Source organism: Microvirga sp. CF3062 (assembly GCF_036314045.1).
GTDB lineage: Bacteria > Pseudomonadota > Alphaproteobacteria > Rhizobiales > Beijerinckiaceae > Microvirga.
The window spans coordinates 245,957-271,992 of the sequence record NZ_JAYGGN010000001.1; the positions used below are offsets into that span (position 1 = coordinate 245,957).

The window sequence follows — 26,036 nt, forward strand, 5'->3', positions numbered from 1 at the left end:
TTGACCTCAGGACAACAGGCTATCCGGCTAATGGTAAGGATCCGCCGCGTCGCGCAAACCGTCGCCCATGAAGTTGAAGGCGAGCACCACAAGCACCACCGGAGCCATCGGGAATAGCAGCCAGGGGTGCAGCTGCACGGCGGCCAGATTCTGCGCCTCGTTCAAGAGCACGCCCCAGCTCGTCACCGGCGGGCGCAGGCCCAAGCCTAAGAAGGAGAGGGCCGTTTCGCCAAGGATCATGGATGGGATCGAGAGCGTCGCCGAGGCGATCAGGTGACTCATGAAGTTGGGGATGAGGTGACGCGCGATCACCCGCTGCTTGGACGCTCCCATCAGCTCCGCGGCCTTCACGAAATCCTCCTCCCGGAGCGAGAGCAGCTTGGAGCGTACGGCGCGCGCCAGACCCGGCCAGTCGAGGAGGCCGAGGATGATCGTGATACCGAAGAAGACAAGGATCGGGCTCCAGTTCGGCGGCAGGGCGGCGGAGAGGGCGAGCCACAGGGGGAGCTCCGGCAGGGAGCGCAGGATTTCGATCGTGCGTTGGATCACGTGATCGACCCAGCCGCCGAGATAGCCCGCAAGGCCGCCGAAGAAGAGCCCCAGGGTAAACGAGACCGCGATGCCCACGATACCGATGGTGAGCGAGATCCGCGCGCCGTAGATGATGCGTGACAGCAAGTCGCGTCCGAGTCTGTCCGTACCGAGCAGGAACACCGTTCCGTTCTCCGGCGGACAGAACAGGTGCACGTTCGTCTGCCACATCCCCCAGAATTCGTAATCGTCACCCCGACACAGGAAGCGGATGGGCTGCGGCCTTGAGGTGTCGAGTGTGTAGACGCGCCGGAAGTTCTCCAGGTCGAAGCTGTAGGTATAGGGATAGACGAAGGGGCGCATGAGTTGCCCCTCGTGCATCAGGTGGATGCCTTGAGGCGGCGCATAGAGGAAGTCCCCGTGCCGTTTGGTCTGATTGTAGGGCGCGATCACCTCGACGAAGGGCACGATGGCATAGAAGGCGAGGAGCACGAAGGCGGCGGCGAGCGCCACCTTGTGCCGCCGGAACTTCCACCACATCAGCTGCCATGACGAGGCGCGGTAGAAGCTTTCGCTCTGGGTGCCCATGGGCTCCGTGGCGCCTGGATCGAAGGGCTCGGGGTCGACGTAATGTCGCTTGGAGGTCACGATCGTGTTCATCGTGCGCCTCCCATGCGGATGCGCGGATCGAGCCACGCCAGCAGGAGGTCGGAGACCAGCATGCCGGCGACGGTGAGCACGGCGACGAACATGAGGATGAAGCCTGCCAAAAACTGATCCTGGCTCTTCAGCGCACTGAGCAGGATCGGGCCGACCGTCGGCAGGCTCAGGACCAGCGACACCAGCACCGAGCCCGAGACAAGCTGCGGCAGGAGATTGCCGATATCGGCAATGAAGGGGTTGAGCGACATGCGAAACGGATATTTCAGCAGGGCCTTGGTGGGGCCGAGACCCTTCGCCTTCGCGGTCACGTAGTACTGCTTGCCCAGCTCGTCGAGGAGGTTTGCGCGCATGCGCCGGATCATGGCGGCTGTTCCGCCGAGCCCGATCACCACAGTGGGAACCACAAGATGCGAGAGAAGGGATTGGATCTTGGGCCAGGTCCAGGGCTCGCCCGCATACTGCGCATCGTAGAGGCCGCCGATGGAGATGCCGAACCAGCGGTTCATATAATAGAGCAGGATCAGCGCGAGCAGGAAGCTGGGAGTCGCAAGTCCGATATAGCCGATGAAGGTCGCGATGTAGTCGCCGATGGAATATTGCCGCGTGGCCGAATAGATCGCGATCGGAATCGCGATCAGGTGGATGAAGATCACCACCGCGAAGTTGACGAGGAGCGTGAGCCACACCGCATCACCCACCACGTCCACGACGGGCTTGTCGTATTCGAAGGACCAGCCCCAGTCGCCCTGCAGCAGGCCGGAAAAGCCGTTCGGGCCGGGCATCACGCCGAGCCAGACCAGGTATTGCTGCCAGGTCGGCTTGTCGAGGCCGTATTGCCTGATGAGGAACTCGGCCTTGGCGATGGAGGCGGATTCCCCCTGCGCCCTCAGTTCCGCAATCTGGTTGGTCAGGAAGTCGCCCGGCGGCAGCTTGATGATGAAAAACACCAGGGCCGAAATGATCAGCAGGGTTACCGCCATGGTGATGATGCGACGCAACAGAAAGCGGATCATCGACGGGCCTCTTTGCCGGCGGCTTTGTTCCAGTAGATTTCATCCAACCGGTAGATCCCGAGCATTGCCGTCGGCTCCCAGCTGTAGAGGGCCTTGGCGGGAAGACCCTGGAGGCCGTTGCGCACCACGATGGGCTGCAGGGCCCCGGCGATGGTGCCGATGATCCACTGGTTTTCCACGTGGTTCCTCAGCATCTCGCGCCAAGCCGCCCTCTGGACCTCGCGGTTTCCGGTGTTCATCCAGGTATCGTAAGACTTGAGTAGGCGCTCGGCCTCCGGAATATCGACCGACTCTCCCATCTTGCCCTTGGTCTCGATGTACTGCCCCCATTTCGGCCAGGCATAGTTGTCCTGCCGCATGGGAGCGAGCTCGGTCGGAGGCATGAGGGCGGTGGGGATCGCGTTATCGAGGCCGGGGGCCGCCACCATCACGGTGAGGCCCGCATAGGAGCGGTTGCGCAGGACGGTCCGGTCCTGCGGCTTCACGAAGAGCCGCACGCCGATCTCGCGCCAGAACTCGCCGATGAGAGTGAGCCCGTCCACCACGAGGCTGCTCTCGCCGTCGGTCTCGACGATGATTTCCAGCTCGCGCCCGTCCGGCAGCAGGCGGATGCCTGCGCCGTTGCGCTTCGTCAGGCCGATCTCGTCAAGGAGGCGGGAGGCCTGGTTGGGATCGTAGGTCGCGTGCTTCGTGCGCAGCTCCGGCATGAAGAGCGGGCTTTCCGCCACGATCGTGTTGTTGCCCTCGACACCGAGCCCGAAGAGCAGCGCGTTGTTGAGCGTCTTGCGGTCGATTCCGAGCGACAGGGCGCGCCGGAAACGGACATCCCGGTTGAGCTGACGCCAGACCGGATCCACCGTGTTGAGATTGGGATAGAGCGCGAGTTCCGTACCTCGGGCATAGGGCCAGAGAAGGGTCGTATAGCCCTTCGCCTTCTCACCCTGCTTCAGGACGGGGATATCGCCCATGGACAGACCTCGAAACAGCAGATCCTCCTCGCCCGCATTGGCCTTCGCGGCGAAGAGGCCGCTGGCCGACACGTCCATGATGATCCGGTCGACGTAAGGAAGCTGCAACCCCTGCGCATCGACACGGTGGTAGTAGGGATTGCGTTCGAAGATGAATCGGTTCGCCGGCGCCGCATTCATAACGCGCCACGGCATGAGGGTCGGCAGCTCCGGATTGGTCTGCTCCTTCATGTCGTCCATGCGGTTGTGGAGCGCAGCCCAGGATTTCAGCTTCTGCTGCTTGGCCTTGTCCTCGAGGGAGGCCTTGTCGGCATATTTGGCGTGGAACTGTCTGAGATAAGCGGAGGCCCGGTAGATGCCGGGATCGAGCGGACCCGCAAGCTGCGGCAGGAAACGCGGATTGGGCTTGTCCCAGGTGTAGCGGATCGTGCGATCGTCGAGCACCTCGAAGCGGGGCGGCTTTCCGTCCACCAGCATGAATTCGGGCGGGCCGGCGGGCGAGAGGTCCAGGTTGTGAGCGACGTCCTCCCAGTAGTAACGGAAGTCTTCCGCCGTGAAGGGCGAACCGTTCGACCAGCGATGGCCGGCGCGCAGAGTGAAGGTGAAGACCCGGTCGTCCTCGTTCTCGAATTTTTCCAAGAGATCAGGCTGGAGGTCCAGGTTCCTGTCGTAGCCGATGAGGCGCGTATAGGTATAGGTCGAGATGTAGCGAATGTCGCGCGGGCGGGGCACGAGGGTAATGATGTCGCCGCCGTACTGACCGGATGAACCGACCACAATGGGAGTTTTCGGAAGCCGCTCGACTATCGGCGGGAGCTTCTTGCCCTCCGGCAGGTCGGCGAAGAAGGGCGGTTCCTTGTATTCCTGGCCTAAGGCCGGCAGCGCAAACCATCCGAGCGTCAGGGCCAGTGCAAGCGTGGTCTTGGCAAGTGTGGTCTTGCGGATGTTGAGCATCATGCAGCCTCCCGGGCTGTCAGTCGCCCCAACCGGACCTTATGGCCCGGCTCAATTTCCTTCATCACCCCGAACTCGCCCGGCTCGATGCGGAAAGGCTCCGGCCATGCAGAGGGCTGCGAGAAGCCGCCCGTCCGCAGCTTGGTGAAATCGAGGGGCCGATCGATATCCGCGTCCGGCACGGCCGCGAGCAGCGCCTGAGTATAGGGGTGAACCGGGTTGCGGAACAGCGAGGATTTCGGAGCCTCCTCGACGATATAGCCCCGGCACATGACCGCGATCGTGTCGGCGATGTAGTCCACGACGGCGAGGTTGTGCGACACGAAGAGGTAGGAGAGGCCGAGCGCCGCCTGCAGATCCTTGAGCAGGTTCAGCACCTGCGCCTGAACCGAGACGTCGAGGGCGGAGACCGGCTCGTCGCAGAGCAGGACGCGCGGTTCGAGGGCCAACGCCCGCGCGATCCCGAGGCGCTGACGCTGGCCGCCGGAGAAGGAATGCGGGTAGCGCCGGAGCGCCCGCTGGTCGAGCCCCACCATCTCGAGGAGCTGCTTCACGCGCTCGTAGCGCTCGTCCGAGGTGCCGATGTCATGGATGCGCAAGGGTTCGGTCAGAAGCTCGTAGACCGTCATGCGGGGATTGAGGGACGAGAACGGGTCCTGGAAGATGAACTGCACCGAACGGCGATAGGTGGTCAGCGCCTCGCCTTCGAGCTTGTGCACGTCCTTGGGGCCGGTGCCGTCGTCGAACAGCACCCGTCCGGAATTGGGCGTGATCGCCCGCATGATCATCTTGGACACGGTGGTCTTGCCGCAGCCGGATTCGCCGACGAGGCCCAGGGTCTTGCCGGCCGGAAGGGCGAGGTCGACCTCGCTGACGGCGCGGATCTCGCGCGTCTTGCCCGAGAACCACCCAGACCGGAGCGTGAAGGACTTCGTGAGGCGCTCCACCTTCAGGATGGGGCCTGCCGGCTGAACGCGCTGCGGCGCATCGATGGTTGCGAGGCTCGCGCTCTTCACCTCACGGATCGGCGTCAGGCGCTCGTTGTCCGCCATGGCGAAACGCGGCACCGCCCGCATGAGCGCCTGAAGATAGGGATGCTGGGCATTGCGGAAGATGTCATCCCGCGAACCGGCCTCCATGATCCGTCCGCGGTACATGACAACGACTTCGTCGGCCACATTGGCGACCACGCCGAGATCGTGGGTAATGAGGAGCACCGACATGCCCGTTTCGACCTGCAGCTCCTTGATGAGGTCGAGGATCTGCGCCTGCGTCGTGACGTCGAGCGCCGTCGTCGGCTCGTCGGCAATCAGGAGAGCCGGGCGCGTGATGAGCGCCATGGCGATCATGGCGCGCTGGCGAAGGCCGCCTGAGAGTTCGAACGGGTAGGTCCTGAGCGCCCTTTTGGGATCGGGGAAGCCGACCCTGTCCAGCACCTCCATGGTCCGCCGATTCGCCGCGGCCTGATCCACGTCGGCGTGGATCATCAGCGCCTCGGAGATCTGGTCGCCGATGGTGTGGAGCGGCGACAGGGACGTCATCGGCTCCTGGAAGATCATGGCGATGCGTCCGCCGCGCAGGGCATGCATGGCATCGCTCTCAGCTGGCAGCGCCGCTATATCGATGATTCCCCCGTTCGAGGGGTCGTTGAAGAGAAGGGAGCCGTTCGTGATGCTCGCCTTCTTCGACAGGATCTGGAGGATGGCCTGCGCGGTCACCGACTTGCCGGATCCGGACTCGCCGACAAGCGCCACCGTCTTGCCTCTCGGAATGTCGAAGGTCAGCCCATCGACCGCCCGGAAATTTCCGGCATCTGTGCTGAAATCCACTGTCAGCTGGCGAACCGACAGGATTGGCGCTTCCATATGCTCCTCCAAGCCTACGAGCATAACGCTTCAGACCCCATTAGATCGCAAACGTGACTCTGTTTCCATTCCGAAACATACATCAGGACGCAGGAAATAGATGTCGCGCGCGGCAAGATGCGCGATAAGCCTTTCGGATAACATCCAGATGACCTCATCATGAACGAGATGATGGGTCAGGAGCCCAATAGGTTCCTCGCTGTCGGATTTGCCGTCGATGCGCCGCTCGATAGCTCCCGTCAGTCCGGCGATGATCTGCTGAGGCTCAATCGCACTTCGGGTGCCATGCCAGTCGATGGGATCCACATGGGTGTTGATCTGGAGGAGACCTGCGACTGGGGAGGCGGTGTTCCGGTCTGTGAATGTGGACAATCCCGCAAAACCCAGGCGCGGCAGGTGCGGGATCAGTTCGCCGGAGATCCGGTTCCAAGGCGGCACGAAGACCGGCAGCAGCTTCGCTCCGAGATGCTCGCGGGCGACCTGCAGACCGCGCTGGGCTTCCTCCACCATGGTTTTCAGTGGGCGATGAGCGCCGAACTCCGCCTTCTTGGCTTCCGGAGGAGCATGGTTGGCATGGCTCCAGCCATGCACGAGGGGGAAAGCTGAGATTTCATCCGCCAAGCGCGAGGCGAGGGAGTCTTGAAGGTCGCGCGGGATGACGGCTAGGCCGATCCCAGCGTCATAGTGGCTGGCCAATTTGAGGAGGCGGTCGAGGGCTGGGGTGTCGGTGACCGCATCGTCATCCCGCCACCAGAAACGAATGGGGCAGCCCTGATCCCTGGCCCGCTCCAGCGCAGTATCCAGAGGCGACCAGTCGATGGTCGGATGCAGGGCGGGCCTGGATAGGACCAGGCTTTCCGCGATGGCAACGCTTTGCCGCGCGCCGTCGATGGCTATGACCGGTGGCGCGGGCGCGGGCTGCGACAGCCTCTGGCGGATCACCTCGGCCAAACGCGTCCCAGACAGCTCATCCTCAGATACAATATCGGCGAGCCCCATGCTCTTCAGACGCTCGGCCCGCAGGCGCTGTTCCGTCTCGCGGCCGCCTTCGAAGGGAACGAGAACTGATCGCACTCCGCAGCGCAGGAGGTCTACCACCGTGTTGTAGCCGGCTTGACTGACGGAGATCTCAGTGCTGGCGAGCAGCATCCTGAAATCAGGCCTTGCCCGCTCGAGGGCGGCATGGGCCGGAGCGCCATCCCTAAGCGCTAAAAAGTCCTCTTCCGATACACCCCGCCCGATGAGGATACGCCAGGGTCGATCAATAATGAGGTGCGCGGCTTGGAGCGCGGCGCGATAAAGCGGCAGGCTCGCGGCGCTCGATCCGCCCGACACTACGATCCCATGCCTGTGGGCTTCCGTAACGGTATCTTCGTTCTCGTCCACATAGCCTGTGTAGCGGATGAGCGGCCTGACGCGCTCATCTACCGGCCATGAGGCCTCCAGAGGCACGAGATTGGGATCGCCATGGACGAGGATTGCATCGTAGTTGCGAAGGATGCGCTCGTGCGCCTGCTCGATGCGTTCGGCTTTTGCCGGCGCCACGAGAATGTCGCGGATCGAGCACAGGACGAGCGGGCGTGGGGCCAAGACACGCGCGGCTTCGATCAGCGCTGTGAACTCGCCCGCCAGCACCCGGCGTCCGAACGGGAAGAGCTCTGTGATCAGAATGTCAGGCTGGGTGCCGCGGAGCGTGTCGAGCAGGATCGACCGGCGCCGGTCGAGGTAGGCCTCGTCGACCGGGTGGAGGTTCTCGTCGAGAAGCGTCCTGAAATCGGTCCCGACGGTGCGCACGGGTGGCAGCTGAACGAACCTTGCTCCGCCGAGATCGGCCAGACGGGCAGGGGCTCCGCCCGATACGAGGGTCGTCTCATGCCCTTTGCCGGCGAAAGCACGCGCCAAGGCGGCGGCGCGCGTGAGGTGGCCCGCGCCCAACAAATGCGTCACAGCGACGAGAACGCGCAATGTCATGCTCCCGCTCTAGCCGTGAGCGGTTCGAGCGCATTGCGCAAGCGCAAAGCGGCATGGTCGAGATCGCGCTCCTGCCGCACGAAGCGCAGGGCATTGGCACCGAGGCTCCGGAGCCGGTCCCGATCCTGCACGAGATTGCGCAGGGCATCGGCAAAGGCCGAGATGTCGCCGGGCTGTGCAAGGATTCCGGTTTCACCATGCTTCACCACGCTGGCGACGCCGCCATAGGCCCCGGCGAGCACGGGACAGCCCATGGCCTGCGCCTCCAGCAGCACCATCCCGTAGGCCTCGTTGACCGCAGGCCAGACGAACAGGTCGGCGCTTTCATAGAGCGTCTTCAGGTCGGCTCGTCCCTCGATCCGGCCGTGGTATCGCACCCTGTCTGCTAGGTGCGAGAAAAGCTGCACAATCTCCTCCCGCGCCTCGCCGTCGCCGACGATGTCGAGCGACCAGGGCAGATGCGGCAGACGTGCAAGGGCAGCGGCAAGGATGCTGTACGAGGCGAGCTTGTCGCCCTTTCGCATCATGGCGACGGTGAGCAGGCGCGGCTCGCGTCCAGGTGAGGAGGGGGCGCTCGGTGCAGGCCAATCCTGCATGTCGAGAAAGGGTGGAAGTTCGACGAGAGCCTGATGCGGCGACCGAACTCTTTCCAAGGCTTCCCGATCATGCGCCGTCATGACGAAAATCGCGTCAGCCTGATCGAGAGCAGCCTCCGCTCCTTCATGCCCCAAGGCCCAGGGGCCGTGTGCACGCTTTGCAGCCCGCGATCCTTCTGCAATGGCATAGGGGATATTCAGCACCTGCGCCACGCGGGGACCGATCCAGTCCGGCGCCTTGTAATAGACATGGTAGGTGAACCACAGGCAGGGGCGGCTTTGCTCCGGCAGCGCCCGATAATGCTCGATGAGGCGTGAGGCTTCTTCAAGCGATTGCTGCCTGATGGTTTCCTGACATTGCGGGTCGCCGGCCTTTTCGAGGGTACGCAGCTCGCTCGCGAGCTGCGGCGGGTAACCTGCTCGGTCGAGGGCCTTCATCAGCAGGCGCGCCATGGTGCGGTCGCCCGACGGAAGCGGATGGTTCGGGCTCTTCAAGGGTGCGTAGAACGCCACTGGCCGCGCGTGGGTCACACCCGCTCCGGTTCTCTTTGCGGGTTGTCGGTCACGGCGCGCAGGCGCGCCTCCAGAACGTCGATCCCGCCTTCCATGGAAAAGTCACGGCGCAGGCGCGCGAAGGCTGCGGAGCCGAGAATCTTACGCCATTCAGGGTCGCGGGCGAGCAGGTTGAGGGCGTTGGACAAGGCTTCCCAATTCCCTGGCGGAACCAATTCGCCCTCAGTGCCGCTGCGGATGAATTCCGGGATCCCGGCAAAATCCGTCGCCACGATGGCAAGCCCCTGGCTTGCTGCTTCCATGATGACGTTCGGCAGGCCGTCCCGGTCGCCCGACTTTGCCTCCTTGGACGGCAGCACGAAGACATCGGCCTCTTGAAGCAAGGCGATGATCTCGGGCTGTGCCTTGGAGCCGAGAAACGCCACCCTGCTGGCAATGCCGGCTTGCTCGGCCTGTTTCTTGAGGCTGTTGAGCAACTCGCCCCCACCCACATGGGCGAAGCGCCAGTGCAGATCCGGCGGCAGGGCGGCGAGAGCCTGGATCAGGTCGCCATAGCCCTTCTTGGCCACGGCCCGCCCGATGGAGACGATGCGCAGCGGATCGAGTGGATCCGACCCGTCGCGGGCGGGGCGGCTCTCGAGCGGGGACGGAAAGCGCGCGAGATCGAGCCCATGGTAGACGAGCGACACCTGCTCCGGCCGCGACAGCGATTGCAGGTGTGCGGCTCCTTCAGCCGTGCAGGTCACGCCCCAGCGGGCCTCGGCCATTTTCTCGCGCTTCTCCCAATCCGGTGTCGTCCAGATATCCTTGGCATGGGCCGAGAAGGTCCAGGTCCGGCCGGTCAGGAGCGCAGCATAACGAACCACGGAAGCCGGAGTGTGCAGATAATGCACATGCAGGTGCCGCACGCCCGCTGGTAATTCCCGTGCCATCGCGAAGGCCTGACCGAGGCGGCGCACCCGATTGGCGGTGAAGTCGCGCTTCAAATCGCGCCAGAATGCCTTGATCGTGGCCCCAAAACCTTGCTGTCTCAGGCTCCAGAGGGCGCCACGCAGCACGCGCAGGGGCTCTTCGTAGAGATATTCCGGCAAATAGCTGACCTTCGCCCCGATGGCCTTGTGCATCGGATGCATGGTCCGTTCCGTCGGATGCCGGAGGGACCAGATCTCAAGGTCGAGACCACGCTGCTCGAGGGCCAGGATTTCCTGGGCTATGAAGGTTTCAGAAAGGCGTGGATAACCTTTCACCACGATGGCGATGCGTCGGGCTGTCGTTGAGGGAAGCATTCTTCACGCTACTCGGCCGCCTGATGATAAGCAGGGGCAAATTGTGTTCCGGGCTCGGCCAGCACTTTGAGCCGTTCGCGTACCCGGTCAAGGCCGTCGAGAAGACCCGGGATCACCACCTCGGACGGCCGGGGCTGGGCCGAGAGGCCGCGCAGTGCCGCCGCCATGCGCTCAGGCGTGCGCGGCTCCTTGTAATCGCTCAGCATGCGCACGAGGCCGAGGCGCTCGGCCTCGACCGCCCGAATGTATTGCTCCAGCCGTGGCCGCGTGCGCGGCACGATAAGGGTGCGTTTATCGAAGGACAAAGCCTCGCAGAAGGTGTTGTAGCCGCCCATGGCCACCACCGATTCGGCCTTCTTCATGAGCCATTCGATCTTGTTGTCGAAGGACATCACATCGAGCTTCGGCTGCTTGGCGATGCGTTCCACGAAGGAGCGGCGCTTGTCCCTGTCGATGAACGGGCCGAAGAGAATCAGCGCTGGCTGGTCCAGTTCCGCATCCGCCTCATAGGCCGAGATCACCCAATCAATCAGGTCGTCTCCGTCGCCGCCGCCGCCGGTGGTCACCAGGATGAAGGGCTGCTTGGTAATCTTGGGGTATTTGGTCAGCGAGGGCGTCGGCGGCACGTCCCGGCGCAGATAGCCGGTATAGGTGATCCGGCTTTCCACCTCCGGGGGCAGGTCCAAGGCCTTGAGGGGCTGATAGACGTCCTTCAGGCCATAGACCCAGATCTCATCGTAATAGCGGATCAGGGCCGTCCTGGCGCCCTTGCGCTCCCATTCCGGGACCAGGAGGGCAGGCTCATCCATGACGTCCCTGATGCCGAGCACGAGCCTGCAGCCTTTAGCCTGCAGATACTCAAGCGCCGGCACGACCTCGCCGCGAAATCCCGTGGGTTCCTTGTCGACGATGAACACGTCCGGCTGGAAGGCCTTCGCCGTCTGGAGAATGAGCGCCTGACGCAGACCGACCGCCTCGTCCAGGTTCACGTTGAGGTTGAGGCTGCGGTAATCCCCATCGTGAAGCTTGGTAACCCCCGGGATGCGGATGTAGTCGACGCCGCTCTCGAATTCGAAGTTGCCGATCACGGGAGATCCCGAGATGATGATCACCGAGGTGCCCGGCTGCGCCTCCACGATGGCATTGGCGAGCGCCCGCGACCGGCGCAGATGGCCGAGCCCGAACGTGTCGTGGCTGTAGATCAGGACCCTTGCTCCCGGACGGGATTCAACCAGGGGCAGGCCTGTCTCTGTTTTCGGCTCTATGACCGCCTCTGCCATGCAGGCTTCCCTTAGTGGGCAAGAAAAGGAAATTGACGTATCGTTTATTGACGTTAGGCCAGCTATCTCTACCCTTGCAATAGCCCCCCTCGTCAAACTATGGCGATGCCCCGGAACGGAAAGAGGGATCACAGGCACATGAAGATGGCATCACGGCGCTGATGGAAAAGAGCCTTTTCCGTTATATCTGGACACATTCGAAGCGCGACCAGATGATCGTCTGCGCGGTCGTGATGGCGTCCCTGCCATTTTACTTCATGTCGCTCGATCTGCCTCGCCAGATTGTGAACCAAGCCATCCAGGGCGAGGCTTTCCGTGACGGAAATCCGACAGCTCCTCTCCTCAATCTGGCGGTCGATTGGCCAGACTGGCTGGGGGGCGCCACATGGGAGATCTTCGAGGGGTTCCAGGTCAGCAGGGTCGGCCTTCTCATGGGCCTATCGTTCGTCTTCCTGTTCTTCGTGGTCGTGAACGGGGCCTTCAAATACTGGATCAACGTCTCCAAGGGTGTGCTGGGTGAGCGGATGCTCAGGCGCATGCGCTTCGACCTGTTTTCCATGGTGCTGCGCTTCACCCCGGAAGCCCTGCGGACTGTCAAATCCTCTGAGACCGCGACGATCGTCAAGGATGAGGTCGAACCGATCGGCGGCTTCATCGGCGATGCCTTCATCACTCCCGTGTTCCTGGGCACGCAGGCCATCACCGCGCTCCTGTTCATCATGGTGCAGAACGTCTGGCTCGGCCTGATCGCACTGGCGGTGATCGCGGTGCAGTTCACGATCATCCCGCGGCTGCGCCGCGAGTTGCTGCGGCTCGGCAAGCAGCGCCAGCTGGCGTCCCGCCAATTGGCCGGGCGCATCGCAGAGGTCCTCGACGGAATCGAGGTCGTGCATGTTCACAATGCCTATAGCTGGGAAAGGGCCGAGATCGGGCAACGCCTCTTCAATCTCTTCTCCATCCGATTGAAGATCTACAACCGGAAATTCTTCGTCAAAGCCCTCAACAACTTCCTGGCCCAGCTGACGCCGTTCTTCTTCTACGCCATCGGCGGCTATTTCGCTCTGCGCGGCACCCTTGATATCGGCCAGCTCGTCGCCGTCATCGCGGCTTACCGCGAATTGCCGCCGCCCTTGAAGGAACTGATCGACTGGGACCAGCAGCGCCTCGACGTCCAGGTGAAGTATGATCAGGTCACCCAACACTTCGCAGAGGACAGGCTTGGTCCGCTGATCGAGACACGCGAGGCGGCAGAGGCGGATCAGCCTCTGATCGGCCCCCTCGTTGCCGAAGATATCCGGATCGCCGGATCGCACGGCGATTTGATCGTCGAAGGTGGCGCCTTCGCAGTCGAGTTGCCCGCAAGTGTGGCGCTGATCTCGAATGGCGGTGCGGCCGCCAGCATCCTAGCGCGGATCCTGGGCCGTCGAAGCCTGGAGTTCAGCGGGCGGATCCGCATCGGCGAGCGCGACCTGACCCAGCTTCCCTTGGCTGTGACCGGGCACAGGATCGCCTATGCGGGCATTGATCCGATCCTCTTCCCCGGCAGTATTCGCGATAATCTCGTTTATGGACTCCGCTCCAAGCCTCTCGGCCGGTTGAAGGAGGACAGGCAGGAGATGGACCGCCGGATTGCAGAGGCGCTCAGAACCGGCAATCCGATTGAGAGCATCTCGGATCAGTGGGTGGATTACGAACGTCTCGGCGCAAAGGACGAAGACGAGCTGGATCGCATCCTCCTCGATCTCCTCGACAGGGTCGGCATGGGTGACACGATCTACCTGTTCGGCCTTGCGGGCAGGATCGATCCGGAGCGCCACACGAGCCTCGCCGAGCGCCTTGTCGATGCACGACACCGTCTCCGAGAAACATTCCAGTCCAACGGAATGGCCGATCTGGTCGAGCCCTTTGATCCAACGCGCTACAACAGCCAGGCGACCATTGCGGAAAACCTTCTCTTCGGCGTGCCGGTCTCCGATGAGTTCAAGGGGCGCAACCTTGCCGAGAATGCCCAGTTCCGCATCGCCATGGACCGGGCAGGGATAACGGACGACCTCGTTCATATGGGTCTGCAGATTGCCGAGACCATGACCGAGATCTTCGAAGGGCTGCCGCCCGGGCATTCCCTGTTCGAACAGTTCTCCTTCATCGGCGCCGATGAGTTGACCGATTTCGAGGCCATCCTGCGCCGTCGCGGCCGTGGCGAGGGCAGCCTGAAACGCGATGACCGGACACGCCTCTTCTCTCTGCCGCTGGCTTATATCGAAGCCCGGCATCGCCTGGGCCTTCTCGACGACGCCATGATGGGTCGCATCATCGAGGCACGGGGACTCGTCAGGGAGGTTCTCGAAAAGGCAGGCTCGGTTGGCGTCGAATTCTATGACCCCGAAGGGATCTGTACGGCCGCCCCCTTGAGGGATAACCTTCTGTTCGGGCGTGTCAGCTATCAGGTGGCCAATGCCCGGGCGCGGGTCGCGGAAGCAGTTGCCGCTGTCGTTCGCGAACTCAACCTTCAGGAGGAGGTCGAGAGGGTCGGGCTCGAGTATCAGGTCGGCACGGCTGGAAGACTCCTCTCGCCGCAGGAGCGCGCGAGCGTCAACCTGGTTCGCTGCCTGGTGAAGCGCCCGGACATTCTCGTGATCGACGGAGCGCTCGCGCCTTTTGATGAGGCGCGCAGTCAGCAACTCATGCAGCTGCTACTTGACCTTTTTAATCAACAAAGCCTGTTCATGGTACTTCCGAATGATCGACAGGCTGGCGCCTTCGATGTTCAGATACGCTTCCGCGATGGACAGATCATAACCGACAAGACGGCCGCTCCGGCTCCGAGGCCCTCCATGCCCGAGCCGGACGCCCCCCAAAGGATAGCAGGAGAGGTGGCATGACCCTTGAGACGGAAGTTCAGTCCCTGCGGCAAGTCCCGATGTTCCGGGATGTGGACCCCGCTCGTCTGAAACTTCTCGCCTTCACCAGCGAGCGGGTGCAGTTCGCCGGGGGGCAGCGGTTCTTCTCCCAGGGAGACCCGTCCGACGCCGCCTATGTCATTCTCGATGGCCGGGCCAACGTGCTCCTCAACACCCCTGGCGGGGATATCCAGGTGGCCGAACTGGGGAGCAACGCCCTGGTGGGCGAGATGGGAATTCTGTCCGACACCCCGCGCTCGGCCACGATCATGGCGGCCGAGCCGACCACAGCGCTGCGAATCGACAAGCGGGTCTTCCTGGAGCTTCTGGCTCAGTTTCCCCAGATGTCTCTCGCTATCATGCGGGAATTGGCGATGCGCCTGGAGCGGACGAATGCGCAGCTTGTCGCGCAGTCATCCTCCTAAATTTCCGCAAAAACCCAGAGATTTTTTCGGGGAAAACCCGGACAAGGTTAGCGAAACCCTACTTTTTATGGTCAAGCTGACCGATTCTCGACACATCTACCCGTCAACCCTTGTCCTCAGAAGAACACAAGGGAAGGCCTGATCGTCCGGTCGGGCCATGCGGGATAAGTGATGATGAGTAACGCGAAAACGCTGCTTTGCGCAGTACCGCAGCCTGTTGCGGATGTGCGTAGGACCGGAAGTCGCCTCTCTCTCCACCTCGCCCTGGCCGCAGGCCTGATCATAGGCTTCCAGGGCCTTACTGCCGGGCCGGCTGCCGTGGCAACCATCCCTACCGCCCTGTTGGCGCGACCCGCTGCCGTTCCGCAGGTGCAGGAGGATATCACCGGTTCGGTGGTAACGGCGTCGGCGGCCTTCACCCCGAAGCTCGCCAAGGATCCGGGTCTGTTCAAGGCCATCCTCGACGGCGCCTTCTCCATCGTAAAGCCGCGCGCCGAGAAGCCGGCATCCCCGACCATCTCGGAGACGGAGGTTGGGGATCCAGACGAGCTGATTCCCTTCAACGGCCGCACAGTGCCGCGCTGGCTGGTGCATTCCATTCTCAAGGCCGCCCACGCGACCGGCGCCGATCCGGTCTACATGATGACCCTGGCCGATGTGGAATCGAGCCTCTCGCCGGAAGCCAAGGCACCGACCTCCTCGGCCCAGGGTCTGTTCCAGTTCATCGACAGTACCTGGATCGAAACCGTCTACGAGCATGCCGCCGATTACGGCTTCAAGGCAGCGGCGCAGGCCATTCGCTACGTCAACGGCGAACTCGCCGTCGAGCCTAAGGACCGCGACTGGGTCATGAGCCTGCGCACGGACCCCTATTTCTCGGCGCTCATGGCCGGCGAGCTGATCAAGGACGTGGAGCGGGCCCTGCAGGCTCAGGGCGAGCGGGAACTGGCCGAGGCCGAGCTTTACCTTGCCCACTTCCTGGGAGCCTCCAGCGCGGTTCGGTTTCTCGAAGTCCTGGATCAGGACCCTAACATGAAGGCCTCCAAGCTCTTCCCGAAGGCGGCCCGTGCCAATGCCGGGCTTTTCATGGACGGCAAGGGCCGCAAGCGCCGTCCCGTAAGCGTCGCCGAACTCTACAACAAGATCGACACGAAGATCGTCCGCCGCCTCGACCGCTATGAGGGCATCGGCCCTTATCTCGCGGAGATCAGCCGTCAGACCGAGCGCACGGCCGAAGCGACTGCTATCGTCCAATAAAGGGATGGTCCCAGACCTGGGACCTCTTACCCGACTGCGCTGATCGCCGACGAGGCCGAGGCCGGCAGCGTCCGCGTATGAACGAAGTCTCCTTCAGCCATATAGGCCAGCTCCTCGGGCGTGGATGCACGGCCCAGAACCGGATTGCGGTGCGGAAACCGGCCGAACCGGGTGATCACCTCGAAATTGGCCTGGGCTTGGCTCAGGGAGAACTGCCAGACGGGCTTGAGGTGCTCCGGGACCTCCTCGATCGCCTGTTCCGAGATGGCAACGATGCGCCTCATCCGCTCCAGATGGCCCGGCCCCTCCGCATGGGCGAGGGGGAGGAGATGGAAGAATCTCTCATAGGGGCTCTGCAGGGCATCGTAATGCCCGTTCCGGAAGCCATCCTCTGCGATGCTCAACGCATCCTGATCCGACGCGTAAGCCTCAGCCGTCCCAGCAAACAGGCCTCGCGGAAACTGATCCAGAACGATGATGAGAGACAGGCGCCCGCGCGGCGTTTCCAGCCAGTGGTCCAGCTGGCGAGCCCTTGCCGCATGCAAGACAGGTGCGAAGCGCACCAGATCGGCATTTGCGCCGCCGCGCATCCACCAGGCGAGCATCTGCCAATGGGCGGCGATGTCGGCGTTCGAGAGATCGACCGGGAACCAGAAACGGTAGACCTGTTGCCAGTCTATGCGAGATGACATCGGCTTCTCCCTCTGGCGCATCGTGCGGAAAAGTGACCCGGTTTTCCGCGCGGAACGATGCGCCGCTTAGGAATGAGCTTCGATGTTAGCCGCTGCAGTCCTTTCCTGATGTGACCTGCATCACATGAGGGCAGATCGTCGGTTTCAGAACGCCTTGAAGGTGATGATCGTGTGGGTGTCGGCGATCTCGGGAATGCTCTGGACATTCTCGGCAATGAAGTGGCCGATATCGACGCCGTCATCCACGTGGAACTTGGCCAAAATGTCGTAGTTGCCGGCGGTCGAGTAGATCTCGGATGCGATCTCCCGGTCCGCGAGGGCATTTGCGACGGCGTAGGTCTTGCCGAGCTTGCACTTGATCTCGACGAAGAAGGTCTGCATGGGCCGCTCCAGGTAGCGCAATCTTTAAGATGCCTCTCTCATGGCATCGGCGGGACCGGCGCGCAAGCCGATCCCCGCTCGGGGCTCAAGGCCGTCCGATGCTCACATAAGTGAAGCCGTGGCGGCGCATTTCGTCGGGCCGGTAGACGTTGCGCAGGTCGACCACCACTGGGGAGGCCAGGGCCGCCTTCAGGCGGCGCAGGTCAAGAGCCCGGAACGTGTCCCACTCGGTCACGAGCACCAGGGCATCGGCCTCGCGGGCGCAGTCATAGGCATCACGAGCATAGGTCACGTCCGTCAGCATGGAGCTCGCAGCCTGCATGCCTTCCGGATCATAGGCTTTCACCCGGGCGCCGGCATCCTGCAGCGCCGTGATCACGTCGAGGGAGGGTGCGTCGCGCATGTCGTCGGTGTTCGGCTTGAAGGTCAGGCCCAGCACCGCAATGGTCTTGCCGCGCACGGAGCCGCCGCAGGCGGCAATTACCTTGCGGCCCATGGCGCGCTTGCGCTGGCTGTTGACCGCCGCCACCGTTTCCACGAGGCGGATCGGCGCCTCATGGTCCTGGGCGGTCTTGATCAACGCGAGCGTGTCTTTGGGAAAGCACGAGCCGCCATAACCGGGGCCGGCGTGCAGGAACTTGGCGCCGATGCGGTTGTCGAGCCCGATGCCGCGCGCCACGTCCTGCACGTTGGCGCCCACCTGCTCGCACAGATCCGCAATCTCGTTGATGAAGGTGATCTTGGTGGCGAGAAACGCATTGGCCGCATACTTCGTCAGCTCCGCGGTGCGCCGGGACATGGCGAGCACCGGCGACTGGTTGAGGTAGAGCGGCCGGTAGATGTCGTTCATCACGCTCAAGGCGCGTTCGTCGTCGGTGCCGATGACGATGCGGTCCGGGCGCTTGAAGTCGGCGATGGCCGCGCCTTCGCGCAGGAATTCCGGGTTGGACACCACGGCGAAATCCGCATCAGTCCGGGTCTCGCGGATGATGCGCTCGACCTCGTCGCCGGTGCCGACCGGCACGGTCGACTTGGTCACGATCACCGTGTAGCCGTCGATGGCGGCGGCAATGTCGCGGGCGGCCTGGTAGACGTAAGAGAGGTCCGCATGGCCGTCGCCGCGCCGGGACGGGGTGCCGACCGCGATGAACACGGCCTCGGCGCTCCTGACCGCCTGGGGCAGGTCGGTGGTGAAGGTCAGCCGCCCCTCGCGCACGTTCTTGGCGACGAGTTCGGCCAGGCCGGGCTCGAAGATCGGGATCTCGCCCCGGTTGAGGGCCTCGATCTTGGCCGGATCCTTGTCGACGCAGCAGACCTCGTGGCCGAAATCCGCAAAGCAGGCGCCGGAGACCAGGCCCACATAGCCTGCTCCGATCATCGCGACATGCATCAGGGGCTCCCCGCTCGTTCAAACCTCCGGTTTAGGGTGGCCGGGGCTCAGCCGCAAGCCGTCGCTTGCGACGATTTCGTGGTGGCCCAGTGGGGTTTGCAACAAGGTCCCCTTTGACTTCTGCCGCCGGTGCCTCCACAACACCGCCGCTTTTCAAGCGGGGCATTGATGGACAATCCATTTCTTGTTGAGGTCACTCGCGGCCATCTGGTCGAGTCGCGCCACAGGGGCAGCGTCTCGGTGGTGGATGCGGAGGGAGCCACGGTTCTGTCGATCGGCGATATGGACCGGCGCGTTTTTCCGCGCTCCGCCATCAAGGCGCTTCAGGCCATGCCGCTGGTCGAGAGCGGGATTGCGGATAAGTACGGCCTCACCGACGACGAGATCGCGCTGGCCTGCGCCTCTCATTCGGGCGAGCCGGCCCATGCGGCGGCGGCAGCGTCCATGCTGTCTAAGGCGGGTCAGGATGTCGGCTGTCTCGAATGCGGCACCCATTGGCCCATGGGCGAGGCCGCGAACCGCGCCTTGGCGGCGTCAGGAGCAAGCCCCAGCGCCCTGCACAACAACTGCTCGGGCAAGCATGCAGGCTTTGTCTGCCTCGCCTGCGGCCAGGGTGAGAACCCGAAGGGCTATGTGCTGGCGGATCACCCGGTTCAGCGCACCATCCGTGAGACCCTGGAGGACATCACCGGCGCCTGCCACTCGATCGAGAAGAGCGGCATCGACGGCTGCTCGATCCCTACCTATGCAATCCGGCTCCCGTCGCTTGCCTTCGGGTTTGCCCGGTTCGGCACCGGGATCGGCCTGCCAGGCGAGGGCAGGGCCGCCGCCGCCCGCATCCGCAAGGCCGTGGCCCGGCATCCTTTTATGGTCGCCGGCACCGGCCGGTTCGACACGAAGCTGATGGAGTGTCTCGGCGAGCGCGCCTTCGTGAAGGTGGGCGCGGAGGGCGTCTATTGTGCCTCATTCCCGGAACTCGGCTACGGAATTGCCCTGAAGGCCGATGACGGCAATGGCCGCGCGGCCGAGGCCATGATGGCCGGTCTCGTCCTTCGCTTCCTCTCCTTGAGCGACAACGAGCGCAAGACCGTCGAAGCCCTGGCACAGCCTGTGCTCAAGAACTGGAACGGGATCGAGCTCGGACAGATCCGGCCGACGTCGGAAATCCTGGGCACGGCGTAAACCGACATCAGGCTCGCGGCTGCATCTGCTGGCGGGCCTGGACGAGGTTGTCGGGCCGAAGTCCATGCGCGCCGTGGAACGGTCGGTCGAGCACAGCGACCATGTAGACGACGAGGCCGATGAAGGCCATCAGCACGCCGCCGAGAATGAAGTGGGTCGTACGCTTCAGATCGAACAGCCAGAGTGTGAAGACGTTGAGGGCCGCGCCGACGAGGACGACAGCCCAGATCACCCTCGGGATGCTGGTTCCTGCCGCCTGAATCCGAAGACGCCGCTGCTCGATGAACTCGGCGAAGATCCTCAAGGCCTCGCCATGAAGCAGGTCTTCCCCGGCCTCGCGGTTGGGCCTGAAGCCCAGAAGTTCTCGACTCAGCCGGTCGACCAGCTGCATGCCCGGCGTGGAGACCTGATTGCCTTGCTGGAAGGCCCAGCCCGGGCCGGTCTCCTCATCGACATAGCGAAATAAGGTCTCCGAGAGTGACGTGCGGGCGGGCTCCGGATAGCCGCTGAAGACCCGGTGGAGAGCGACTGCGCTCGAGGCCTCCCGTCCGACGGCATCCTGCGCCTTGTTGTAATTCTCGAACACTGCGATCGAGAGCAGGGCCAGAAGGACGCCGTAGTAAAGCGAGAAGGCGTTCAGGAGCAGGCCGACAACCGTGTTCGCATCCTTTTCCCCGCGCAGCAGACGGCTGACGACAGGCTGCAGCAGTGCCGAGCCGATCAGGGTTGGCACCACGAAGATCAGGCAGACGATAATGGCGCCGAGCAGGAGGGGCAGTTGGTGCAGCCTGTCAATCACAATGCAATCCGCTCCTATCCTCGGCGAACCAAATAGATCGACCATGATTGAAACGAGTTTTCGAGGCTGGATCAGGTGCAATTCCGGATAGGCATCGGATAGGCTGCTAAATCCCCAGAAGCCGTACGATCTCGCTTGCCGCCGCATTGGGCGAAAGGGTGCCCTTGGCAATGGCCCGCTCGATTTCCGGCACGCGCTGGCGCAGAGCAGGATCGTGGGCGAGGCGCTCGTGCAGGCGCTCATGAACCAAGGCCCACATCCATTTCGTGTCCTGCGCACGTCGTTTCGAGGCCAGTTCGCCGGTCGCCTCCAGGCGCTTCCGATGATCGAGCGCCTTTATCCAGAGCTCGTCGAGCCCTTGGCCCGTCAGTCCTGAGACCGTCAGCACGGGGGGCGTCCAGGTGGCCGAGGCAGGCGTCAAAATGTGAAGGGCCGCCTTGTACTCCGCGGCCGCCGCCTTCGCCTTGGCGCCTGCGTCGTCCGCCTTGTTGACGGCGATGAGGTCGGCCAACTCCAGAATGCCCTTCTTGATCCCCTGCAATTCGTCGCCCGCGCCCGGCAGCATGAGCACGAGGAAGAAGTCGGTGAGATCCGCCACTGCCGTCTCGGACTGCCCGACGCCCACAGTCTCCACGAGGATCACGTCGAACCCGGCGGCCTCGCAGAGCAGCATCGTCTCTCGGGTCTTGGCCGCGACGCCGCCCAGGGTGCCGGAGGAGGGCGAGGGACGAATGAAGGCGTTGGGATCAACTGCCAGCCGCGCCATGCGGGTCTTGTCGCCGAGGATGGCACCGCCGGTGCGGGTGGAGGAGGGGTCGACGGCTAGCACCGCCACCCTGTGGCCCTTCTCGGTCAGCATGGAACCCAAGGTGTCGATGGTAGTGGACTTGCCCACGCCCGGAACGCCGGTAATGCCGATGCGCACCGCCTTGCCGGTTCGAGGCATCAACTCCTGAAGGAGCGCGCGCGCCGCCTCTCGATGATCGGGACGGCGCGATTCCATGAGCGTGATGGCACGCGCGAGCGCGGCGCGGTCGCCCCCAGTAACGGCTGAAGCCGTTACTGTTTCTTTCCTGTGTAATCGTTCACTGCTCATGCTCCCGTCTTAGACGATTCTGGTTTCAAGAGGCACCCTTGAGCCTGCATTCGAAGCTGCAGCCTGCTGCCTGAACTTCACATTGGATGAAGCGCTCGGCCTCAGATGGCCCTCGGAAGCAACCCACAATACCAATGAGCATAATTACGAAACGTCATATTGTGCCATCGAAATAACATAAAGTAACGATAGGAATATATTTGTAGCAACAATTGGCAACAGGAGGTTGGCCATGGCGTCTACACTTGTGATCAAAGGAACGAATGCTGCAGACCGTCTAGAAGGAACAGACGCGGGCGATCGCATCTACGGATACGATCCTGACGCTCCTGGCCAAGAGGTTTCTATCACGTCATCGCGCCTCGCCACGGGCTTGTCTCAAGCACTCTTTGCCGCTTCTGCTCCAGGGGACAACCAGCACCTGTTTGTTGTCCAGAAGACGGGGCAGATCCGTGTGCTCGATACCGTGACGGGCCAGTTGCAATCCCAAGCCTTCCTCGATCTTGCCAGTCAGATCAGCACGGCAGGCGAACAGGGCCTTCTGGGGCTTGCCTTTGATCCAAACCATGCCGCCAACGGCAAGTTCTATGTTTATATGAGCAACCTCGCAGGCGATGTGGAGATTCGCCAATACACGAACACTCCAGGCACGCTCACGGCCGATCCCGCCAGCATGCGACTTATCACGACCCTCGACTTCCCTGATGGGACAAACCGCCACCGCGGCGGTTGGATAGGGTTTGGACCGGATGGCTATCTTTATGCAGCCGTTGGCGACGGTACGCGTTCCGCCAACTCACAGAGCCTTGCCAATCCGATGGGGAAGATCCTGCGTCTCGACGTCAGCGTAGATGCGTTTCCGAATGACCCAGGCCGGAACTATGCCCTGCCTGCCGACAATCCGACCCAAATTGACGGCATTTCCGGGAGCGCAGCGGGAACAGGCATCTATGCAGCTGGATTGCGCAATCCCTGGCGGGTCAGTTTTGATCGGGCAACAGGCCAGCTTTACGTTGCGGATGTCGGAGAGAGCACGGCAGAGGAAGTCAATTTGGGAAGCTCCGGTGCCAATTACGGCTGGCCTGGCACCGAAGGCGGATTCGATCCGAACAACTACCCGGACTATACGCAACCGATCCATTCCTACGGCCGCGCAGACGGGCGTTCCATCACCGGCGGCTATGTGTACCGCGGACCGAACGAGGCGCTGCAGGGCCATTACATCTTCGGTGACTACGCCACGGGGCGGGTCTGGAGCATGAATGTCGTAAACGGTGCCTGGCAGGTAACGCAGCGTACCGTGACGGCGGATGCTGGCAGTGTCACGCGTCCATCGTCCTTTGGCGAGGACGCGGCCGGTAATGTCTATCTCATCGACTACGACGGCGAAATCTTCCGCCTTAATCCTCAGATGACATCCGGCGGCCAGGATCAAGGCGACACGATCTTCGCACGCGGAGGCGACGATGTGGTGTTCGGCGGGTCGGGTGACGACACCATCGATGGCGGCACCGGCAACGACGTCATGACCGGCGGCACCGGCAACGACCGTTACATCATCGATACAGCCTCAGATGTGGTGGAGGAGAAAGCGGGGGAGGGCACGGAAGACGTCATCCGCAGTGCCGTCAGCTATGCCCTCACTGACGACATGCATGTGGAGGTTCTGTGGACCAAGAACACTTCCGGCACGACCGCGATCAATCTCACCGGCAACAACCACGACAATCGCATCTCAGGCAACGCTGCCGGGAACATTCTGACGGGAAGGGATGGGGCCGATCTCATCAAAGGCCTGAAAGGCAATGACAGCCTTCTCGGTGGCGCTGGCGATGACGACCTGCGCGGTGAGGAAGGCGATGATCGCCTCGAGGGCGGCACCGGAACAGACACGATGGATGGCGGTATAGGGAAGGATGCACTCCTGGGAGGGAGCAGCGGGGACAAATTTGTCTGGCGTTCGCTCTCCGAGACATCCTCGACCGCCGCAAGCGCCGATCGCGTGCTCGACTTTGCCGGTGCCGACGGCGATCTGCTCGACCTCTCGCGCATCGACGCTAACGGGACGCGATCAGGCAATCAGCCTTTCGTCTTCATCGGCTCCGCAGCCTTCAGCGCTCCGGGTCAGATCCGAGCCGAGAGGACCGGGGATGAGACGCTGATCCTTCTCAACACCGACAGCGACACAGCGGCCGAAGCTGTCATCGCACTTGCAGGCGCGCATGACATGCGGGCCAGCTGGTTCGTGCTCTAAGGAACGGTCGCGTACAGTAAGATGAAGTGCCGGGGCGCGAGGGTCCTACCAGGGCTTTCGCTGCTCCGGCGCTTTCACCACGTGATAGGGTCCATGCCGAACCGTCCCCAGGCGGGGATCTTGATGGCGGGTCGGCGCACGTCGAGGCCGGCGACGAGGCCCATGAAGTCGATCTCGATGCCCTCGATCCAGCCAACCGCGATGCCCGCATAGCCGCCCAGTGAGATCTGGACGCCGGTGCGACTCGGGGTGAGACCCACGATGTCGCGCCAGGGCTGCCAATCCTTGCCGAGCGCGGTGGGCGGCAGGGGAGCGGCGAGCTCAGGAACGGAGCGCATCACATGCGCCACGAAGGTGTTGGAGTTCGGGCCGGGCCAGGCGTTATAGGCGCCGAAGGTCTGGTAGGGGTAGCTCGCCACGGCCCGGCGCACCTGCGGGATCAGCCGCTCGGCCTCGGGGCCTTCGATCACCACCACGGGATGGGGCGCATTGCCGAACCAGCGCCCATCCGGCGCCCAGCCGTTGGTGCGCACCGGGCTGCCCCAGCCGACCTTGTCGTAGCGGGTGTACTGGTGAGCGCCGGCTTCCTTCACGACCACCCAGGTGTGGTGTGCGAAGATGCCACGCCAGCGTCCGACCCGTGCCGCGTAGACCGCGACGATGGCCTTGGGTGCTTCCGAGGCTGCCGGGAGAAGCTTCGCGCTCGACCAATCGGCGGCGATACGGTTCGGCGCGATATCGTCGCGCAGGGACCACCAGAGGGCATGAGCCCCCAGGGGGATGAGGAAAAGGGCAACGATGACAAGGAGAGTACGGGCGAGAGCGGCGAGCATGGGGTGAAGGTACGGTCGGCCCTTGCGTGCATCAAGGCGCAAAGCCCAAAGCTTCGTTCACCAATGCTTTACCGCAATGCGGCACGAGTGGGGGCTGCGGCAGGATTTTCGCCTTGCGCATGCCATGATCGAGGGCAAAACAGCATGACCTTCCTTGTCTCCTCCCGAAATCAGGGCCTCATGCGCTTCTCTATGTCCCGCCTCGCTATCGTCTGCCTTGCCGGCATTGCCCTGTCCGGCTGTGTCGGCGAGGATTCGGCGCTCGTCAGCCCCGCAGCCTTCAAGATCGGCCTTGAGAAGGACCCGAAGCTGCTCGTCGCGACCACACGGCTCCCGGTGGGCGATCCGCCCAGGAAGCCTTGGTTCAGCAGCGAACGCTCGGCCGACATGATCTTCGCGGAGGCTCGCCTGACGCCGCCGTCGGATTCGCTCCTCAGCCGCGTGACGGCGAGCGACTGGAGCATCGCGAAGGTCGAGAATGTAGAGCGGAGCAACGCCGCGCAGGCCTTCGCACAGGCCGCCTTCGGCCGCGACCTGCTGCTCTACATCCACGGCTACAAGGAAAGCTTCGAGACGGCCGCAACATCGACGGTCGATCTCTCCGAGGGCATCAAGTTCGCAGGCGTGACCGGTCTCTTCACCTGGCCGTCCGCCGCCTCGACCTTCAGCTACGTGGCCGACCGCGAGAGCGCCATGTGGTCCCGCGACTCCCTCGAGGATCTGCTGACAGCCATCGCCAAGACCCAGAGCGGCGGGCGCATCCACATCGTGGCGCACAGCATGGGCACGCTGCTGACGCTTGAGACCCTGCGCATGGTGCGCGCCTCCGGCGGCGAGAGCGCCATGGAGCGGATCGGCGCGGTAGTGATGGCGGCGCCCGACATCGATATCGACCTTTTCGCCCGCGGCCTGGAGCGGCTGGGAACGGATGCGAAGAAGATCACCGTCATCAGCTCCACCAACGACCGGGCACTCGCCGTCTCAAGCCGCCTCGCCGGCGGCATCGTGAGGGCAGGCGCAGCCGACCGCGAGCGTTTGGAAGCTTTGGGAGTCCGTGTGGCCGACGCCTCCGAATTCGGCGGCGGCATCATCAATCACGACCTGTTCCTGTCGAACAAGGAGGTGCAGCAGGTGGTGAAGCGGGCGATTGAGCGGTCTTAATAGATTGCATTGCAGATTGTCCTGCT

The 26,036-nt window shown here is 63.2% G+C and carries 20 protein-coding genes; 6 read left to right on the forward strand and 14 right to left on the reverse strand.

Annotated features, from left to right (window positions below):
* Nucleotides 1-27: 27 nt before the first annotated feature.
* Genes VB618_RS01215 through VB618_RS01250 form a run of 8 tightly spaced genes read right to left on the reverse strand, consistent with a single transcriptional unit; the run spans nucleotide 28 to nucleotide 11,640 of the window.
* Complete coding sequence (locus VB618_RS01215; protein WP_329794665.1) at nucleotides 28-1,191, reverse strand: ABC transporter permease; 1,164 nt, start codon at nucleotides 1,189-1,191, stop codon at nucleotides 28-30.
* Complete coding sequence (locus tag VB618_RS01220; protein ID WP_329794666.1) at nucleotides 1,188-2,207, reverse strand: ABC transporter permease; 1,020 nt, start codon at nucleotides 2,205-2,207, stop codon at nucleotides 1,188-1,190. The genes VB618_RS01215 and VB618_RS01220 overlap by 4 nt, the downstream gene beginning before the upstream one ends.
* The gene (locus VB618_RS01225) at nucleotides 2,204-4,132 is read right to left on the reverse strand and encodes an ABC transporter substrate-binding protein (protein ID WP_329794667.1); all 1,929 of its coding nucleotides are present in this window, start codon (nucleotides 4,130-4,132) and stop codon (nucleotides 2,204-2,206) included. Before VB618_RS01225 ends, VB618_RS01220 begins: the two co-directional genes overlap by 4 nt.
* Nucleotides 4,129-5,994 (reverse strand): ABC transporter ATP-binding protein, encoded by a 1,866-nt coding sequence (locus tag VB618_RS01230; RefSeq protein WP_329794668.1) that lies wholly within the window; start codon nucleotides 5,992-5,994, stop codon nucleotides 4,129-4,131. Before VB618_RS01230 ends, VB618_RS01225 begins: the two co-directional genes overlap by 4 nt.
* A gap of 30 nt (nucleotides 5,995-6,024) precedes the next feature.
* Entirely contained in the window at nucleotides 6,025-7,965 is a 1,941-nt protein-coding gene (locus VB618_RS01235; protein ID WP_329794669.1) for a glycosyltransferase, read from the reverse strand.
* On the reverse strand, nucleotides 7,962-9,092 hold the full coding sequence (locus VB618_RS01240) for a glycosyltransferase family 4 protein (protein ID WP_329794670.1): 1,131 nt from the start codon (nucleotides 9,090-9,092) through the stop codon (nucleotides 7,962-7,964). Before VB618_RS01240 ends, VB618_RS01235 begins: the two co-directional genes overlap by 4 nt.
* A complete protein-coding gene (locus VB618_RS01245; RefSeq protein WP_329794671.1) occupies nucleotides 9,089-10,360 on the reverse strand; it encodes a glycosyltransferase family 4 protein in 1,272 nt (423 codons plus the stop codon). The genes VB618_RS01240 and VB618_RS01245 overlap by 4 nt, the downstream gene beginning before the upstream one ends.
* Nucleotides 10,361-10,368: 8 nt before the next feature.
* On the reverse strand, nucleotides 10,369-11,640 hold the full coding sequence (locus VB618_RS01250; RefSeq protein WP_329794672.1) for a glycosyltransferase family protein: 1,272 nt from the start codon (nucleotides 11,638-11,640) through the stop codon (nucleotides 10,369-10,371).
* Between the two features lie 161 nt (nucleotides 11,641-11,801).
* Between VB618_RS01250 and VB618_RS01255 the strand changes: the two genes are divergently transcribed.
* The 3 genes from VB618_RS01255 to VB618_RS01265 all read left to right on the forward strand — a co-directional run bounded on the left by VB618_RS01255 (nucleotide 11,802) and on the right by VB618_RS01265 (nucleotide 16,222).
* Nucleotides 11,802-14,522 (forward strand): ABC transporter ATP-binding protein, encoded by a 2,721-nt coding sequence (locus VB618_RS01255; protein ID WP_329794673.1) that lies wholly within the window; start codon nucleotides 11,802-11,804, stop codon nucleotides 14,520-14,522.
* Nucleotides 14,519-14,965: a Crp/Fnr family transcriptional regulator gene (locus tag VB618_RS01260; protein WP_329794674.1), complete on the forward strand. Its 447-nt coding sequence runs from the start codon at nucleotides 14,519-14,521 to the stop codon at nucleotides 14,963-14,965. The genes VB618_RS01255 and VB618_RS01260 overlap by 4 nt, the downstream gene beginning before the upstream one ends.
* Nucleotides 14,966-15,139: 174 nt before the next feature.
* Entirely contained in the window at nucleotides 15,140-16,222 is a 1,083-nt protein-coding gene (locus VB618_RS01265) for a transglycosylase SLT domain-containing protein (protein ID WP_329794675.1), read from the forward strand.
* A gap of 26 nt (nucleotides 16,223-16,248) precedes the next feature.
* On the opposite strand, the gene VB618_RS01270 is transcribed toward VB618_RS01265, so the two are convergent.
* From VB618_RS01270 to VB618_RS01280, 3 genes are all read right to left on the reverse strand, one after another.
* Nucleotides 16,249-16,914, reverse strand: a complete 666-nt coding sequence (locus VB618_RS01270) for a DUF924 family protein (protein WP_329794676.1) — start codon at nucleotides 16,912-16,914, stop codon at nucleotides 16,249-16,251.
* Between the two features lie 144 nt (nucleotides 16,915-17,058).
* A complete protein-coding gene (locus tag VB618_RS01275) occupies nucleotides 17,059-17,295 on the reverse strand; it encodes an Lrp/AsnC ligand binding domain-containing protein (RefSeq protein ID WP_047189580.1) in 237 nt (78 codons plus the stop codon).
* A gap of 85 nt (nucleotides 17,296-17,380) precedes the next feature.
* Complete coding sequence (locus VB618_RS01280; protein WP_329794677.1) at nucleotides 17,381-18,685, reverse strand: UDP-glucose dehydrogenase family protein; 1,305 nt, start codon at nucleotides 18,683-18,685, stop codon at nucleotides 17,381-17,383.
* Between the two features lie 168 nt (nucleotides 18,686-18,853).
* Here VB618_RS01280 and VB618_RS01285 point away from each other — a divergent pair, with 168 nt between their 5' ends.
* Nucleotides 18,854-19,867, forward strand: a complete 1,014-nt coding sequence (locus tag VB618_RS01285; protein WP_329794678.1) for an asparaginase — start codon at nucleotides 18,854-18,856, stop codon at nucleotides 19,865-19,867.
* Nucleotides 19,868-19,874: 7 nt separating this feature from the next.
* Here the strand turns inward: VB618_RS01285 and VB618_RS01290 are convergent, their stop codons facing one another.
* Both VB618_RS01290 and meaB read right to left on the reverse strand, forming a co-directional pair.
* On the reverse strand, nucleotides 19,875-20,666 hold the full coding sequence (locus VB618_RS01290; RefSeq protein ID WP_329794679.1) for a bestrophin-like domain: 792 nt from the start codon (nucleotides 20,664-20,666) through the stop codon (nucleotides 19,875-19,877).
* Nucleotides 20,667-20,772: 106 nt separating this feature from the next.
* Nucleotides 20,773-21,762 (reverse strand): methylmalonyl Co-A mutase-associated GTPase MeaB, encoded by a 990-nt coding sequence (meaB, locus tag VB618_RS01295; protein ID WP_329794680.1) that lies wholly within the window; start codon nucleotides 21,760-21,762, stop codon nucleotides 20,773-20,775.
* Between the two features lie 232 nt (nucleotides 21,763-21,994).
* On the opposite strand from meaB, the gene VB618_RS01300 reads away from it, so the two are divergent.
* Nucleotides 21,995-24,016: a PQQ-dependent sugar dehydrogenase gene (locus VB618_RS01300; RefSeq protein WP_329794681.1), complete on the forward strand. Its 2,022-nt coding sequence runs from the start codon at nucleotides 21,995-21,997 to the stop codon at nucleotides 24,014-24,016.
* Between the two features lie 74 nt (nucleotides 24,017-24,090).
* On the opposite strand, the gene VB618_RS01305 is transcribed toward VB618_RS01300, so the two are convergent.
* Nucleotides 24,091-24,891: a DUF3750 domain-containing protein gene (locus VB618_RS01305; RefSeq protein WP_329794682.1), complete on the reverse strand. Its 801-nt coding sequence runs from the start codon at nucleotides 24,889-24,891 to the stop codon at nucleotides 24,091-24,093.
* Nucleotides 24,892-24,993: 102 nt separating this feature from the next.
* Between VB618_RS01305 and VB618_RS01310 the strand changes: the two genes are divergently transcribed.
* Nucleotides 24,994-26,010 (forward strand): alpha/beta hydrolase, encoded by a 1,017-nt coding sequence (locus VB618_RS01310; protein WP_442931613.1) that lies wholly within the window; start codon nucleotides 24,994-24,996, stop codon nucleotides 26,008-26,010.
* The last annotated feature ends 26 nt before the right edge of the window (nucleotides 26,011-26,036 follow it).